The sequence below is a fragment of the Streptomyces solincola genome, from assembly GCF_002982015.1.
Classification (GTDB): Bacteria; Actinomycetota; Actinomycetes; order Streptomycetales; family Streptomycetaceae; genus Streptomyces; species Streptomyces solincola.
The window spans coordinates 1-3,497 of sequence record NZ_PVLV01000539.1; the positions used below are offsets into that span (position 1 = coordinate 1).

The 3,497-nt window shown below is 76.2% G+C and carries 3 protein-coding genes; all 3 read left to right on the forward strand.

Going from position 1 to position 3,497, the window contains the following annotated elements; all coding sequences use genetic code 11:
* Positions 1–327 precede the first annotated feature (327 nt).
* Genes argC through argB form a run of 3 tightly spaced genes read left to right on the forward strand, consistent with a single transcriptional unit; the run spans position 328 to position 3,451 of the window.
* On the forward strand, positions 328–1,356 hold the full coding sequence (argC, locus tag C6N75_RS26675; RefSeq protein ID WP_105871435.1) for an N-acetyl-gamma-glutamyl-phosphate reductase: 1,029 nt from the start codon (positions 328–330) through the stop codon (positions 1,354–1,356).
* Positions 1,353–2,507 carry a bifunctional glutamate N-acetyltransferase/amino-acid acetyltransferase ArgJ gene (gene argJ, locus C6N75_RS26680; RefSeq protein ID WP_105871436.1) on the forward strand — a complete coding sequence of 385 codons (1,155 nt, stop codon included), beginning with the start codon at positions 1,353–1,355 and terminating at the stop codon, positions 2,505–2,507. Before argC ends, argJ begins: the two co-directional genes overlap by 4 nt.
* Positions 2,504–3,451: an acetylglutamate kinase gene (gene argB / locus C6N75_RS26685; RefSeq protein ID WP_105871437.1), complete on the forward strand. Its 948-nt coding sequence runs from the start codon at positions 2,504–2,506 to the stop codon at positions 3,449–3,451. Before argJ ends, argB begins: the two co-directional genes overlap by 4 nt.
* The last annotated feature ends 46 nt before the right edge of the window (positions 3,452–3,497 follow it).

Consider the following 3,497-nt stretch of genomic DNA (forward strand, 5'->3'; position numbering starts at 1 on the left):
CCCGAGCCCCGCCTCGCATCCCCCGTCCACGGCCGCCGAGCCCGAGGGCCCGCAGCCCTCGAAGCCGCACCCCGACCCGTATCCCTGCCCACGGCCGCAGCACGCGGCGGCCTCCGTACCCCCGTACCCCCGTACCCGCTCGCCCGGTGCGGCGGACCGGGCGGAGGGCCTCATCGGTCCAGCGGCGGGCGTCCCGGACGCCTGGCGCCCCGCACCACCCGGAGCCCCACAACCGATCGGGGCCCGGCGCCCGCACCGCCTTCTCCGTACCGGATCGCCGCCCGGCGACCGGAGCGGACCCGTGCCCGAAAGGGAGGAGAAGCCTCCATGACCTTCACCGCTGCCGTGGCGGGAGCCAGCGGCTACGCCGGGGGTGAGCTGCTGCGGCTGCTCACCGCGCACCCGGACGTCGCCGTCGGCGCCCTGACCGCGCACAGCAGCGCGGGCCGCCCGCTCGGCGAGTCGCAGCCGCATCTGGCCTCGCTCGCCGACCGGACCACCGTGCCCACCGGCGCGGAGGCGCTGGCCGGGCACGACGTGGCCTTCCTCGCCCTGCCGCACGGGCAGTCCGCCGCACTCGCCCGCGAACTGGGCCCGGACACCCTGGTGGTGGACCTGGGCGCGGACTTCCGGCTGCGGGACGCCGACGCCTGGCGGCGCTTCTACGGCACCGAGCACGCCGGGAGCTGGCCCTACGGGCTGCCCGAACTGCCCGGCGCGCGGGAGGCGTTGCGCACCGCACGGCGGATCGCGGTGCCCGGCTGCTATCCGACCGCCGTCACCCTGGCGCTCTTCCCCGCCTTCGGCGCGGGCCTGGTCGAGCCGGAGGCCGTCGTGGTGGCCGCCAGCGGCACCTCGGGCGCGGGCCGGGCTCTGAAGCCGCATCTGCTGGGCGCGGAGGTGATGGGCTCGATGAGCCCCTACAGCGTGGGCGGCGGGCACCGGCACACCCCCGAGATGGCGCAGAACCTCTCCACCGCCGCCGGCGAGGAGGTCACCGTCTCCTTCACCCCGCTGCTGGCCCCCATGCCCCGCGGCATCCTCGCCACCTGCTCGGCGAGGCTGCGGCCCGGCGCGGACGAGGGCGCGGTGCGCGAGGCGTACGCGAAGGCGCTGGCCGGCGAGGAGTTCGTGCGGCTGCTGCCGGCGGGCCGGTGGCCCGCCACCGCGGCCGTGGCCGGCTCCAACAGCGCGCAGGTGCAGTGGGCGGTGGACCGGGCGGCCGGCCGGCTGACCGCGGTCTGCGCGATCGACAACCTCGTCAAGGGCACCGCCGGCGGCGCGGTGCAGTGCATGAACCTCGCCCTGGGCCTCTCCGAGGGCGCCGGGCTGACCGTGAACGGAGTGGCGCCATGAGCGTGACCGCCGCCCGGGGCTTCTCCGCCAGCGGAGTGGCCGCCGGAATCAAGTCCTCGGGCGACCGGGACCTGGCCCTGGTGGTGAACCACGGCCCGTCGTACGCGGCGGCCGGGGTGTTCACCTCCAACCGGGTGCAGGCCGCACCGGTGCGCTGGTCGCGCGCGGTGCTGGCGGACGGCCGGCTGACCGCCGTCGTCCTCAACTCCGGCGGCGCCAACGCCTGTACGGGGCAGGCGGGGGCGGTGGACACCCGGTTGACCGCCGAGCGGGCCGCCGCCGCGCTGGGCGGCGACGCCCGGGATGTGGCGGTCTGCTCCACCGGGCTGATCGGGGTGCGGCTGCCGGTGGACGCGGTGCTTGCGGGCGTGGACGCGGCCGCCGCGGAGCTCGCGGAGACCGGCGGCGAGCGGGCCGCCGACGCGATCCTGACCACCGACTCGGTGCGCAAGACTGCGGTGGCCGAGGGCGCGGCGGGCTGGCGGGTGGGCGGCATGGCCAAGGGCGCGGGGATGCTCGCCCCGGGCCTGGCCACCATGCTGGTGGTGCTGACCACGGACGCCGACCTGCCGGCCGGGACGCTGGACGCGGCGCTGCGCGAGGCGGTGCGCACCACCTTCGACCGGGTGGACTCCGACGGCTGCATGTCCACCAACGACACCGTGCTGCTGCTGGCGTCCGGGGCGTCCGGGCGCCGGCCGGGCGCGGCGGAGTTCACCGACGTGCTGCGCGCGGTCTGCCGGGACCTGGCGGGCCGGTTGGTGGCGGACGCCGAGGGGGCGTCCAAGGAGATCGACGTCGAGGTGGTGGGCGCGGCCTCCGAGGAGGACGCGGTGGCGGTGGGGCGGGCGGTGGCCCGCAGCAACCTGCTCAAGTGCGCGCTGCACGGCGAGGACCCCAACTGGGGCCGGGTGCTGTCGGCCGTCGGCACCACCAGCGCCTACTTCGACCCGGACAGGCTGGACGTGGCCGTCAACGGGGTGTGGGTGTGCCGGGACGGGGCGGCCGGGGAGGCGCGCGAGAAGTGCGACCTGTCCGGGCGGCGGATCACGGTGACGGTGGATCTGAAGGCCGGCGACGCGGCGGCGGTGATCCGGACCAACGACCTGACCGCCGCCTACGTCCACGAGAACAGCGCGTACAGCTCATGAGCGAGGCGGAGGACAGACCGGTGACGGGTGACGGGCGGGCGCCGCGGGCGCGGACGGTGCTGGAGGCGCTGCCGTGGCTGGAGCGCTACCACGGGCGGGTCGTGGTGGTGAAGTTCGGCGGCAACGCGATGGTGGACGAGGAGTTGAAGCGGGCGTTCGCGCGGGACGTGGTGGCGCTGCGCTACGCCGGGCTGAAGCCGGTCGTGGTGCACGGCGGCGGCCCGCAGATCAGCGCGCTGCTGGGCAGGCTGGGCCTGGAGGTGAAGTTCACCGCCGGGCTCAGGGTGACCACGCCCGAGGTGATGGACGTGGCGCGGATGGTGCTGGCCGGGCAGGTGCAGCGGGAGATCGTCGGGTTGATCAACGCGCAGGGGCCGTTCGCGGTGGGGATGACCGGCGAGGACGCCAACACGCTGACCGCGGTGCGCCGCCCGGCCTGGGTGGACGGCCGCCCGGTGGACATCGGCCTGGTCGGCGACGTGGTGCGGGTGGACGCGGACACCGTGCGCGCCCTGCTGGACGGCGGGCGCATCCCGGTGATCTCGCCGGTGGCGCGCGGGGAGGGCGGCGAGGTCTACAACGTCAACGCCGATCTCGCGGCGGCGGCGCTGGCCGGTGCGCTGGACGCGGAGAAGCTGGTGATGCTCACCGACGTGGCCGGGCTGTACGCGAACTGGCCGGCGTCCGAGGAGGTGGTGGCCCGACTGACGGCCGCCGAGCTGGAGGAGCTGCTGCCGTCGCTGTCGAGCGGGATGGTCCCCAAGATGGAGGGCTGTCTGCGGGCGGTGCGGGACGGGGTGCGGATGGCGCATGTGCTGGACGGCCGGGTGCCGCACATCCTGCTGCGCGAGGTCTTCACCGACGACGCCTCCGGCACCGTGGTGGTGCCCGATCCGGTGGCCGGGCCGCTGGTGGGCGTGGGCGGGGCGGAGGCGGCGCGATGACGGGGGCCGGGCCGCTGGAGCGCTGGCGGCGGGTCATGATGGACAC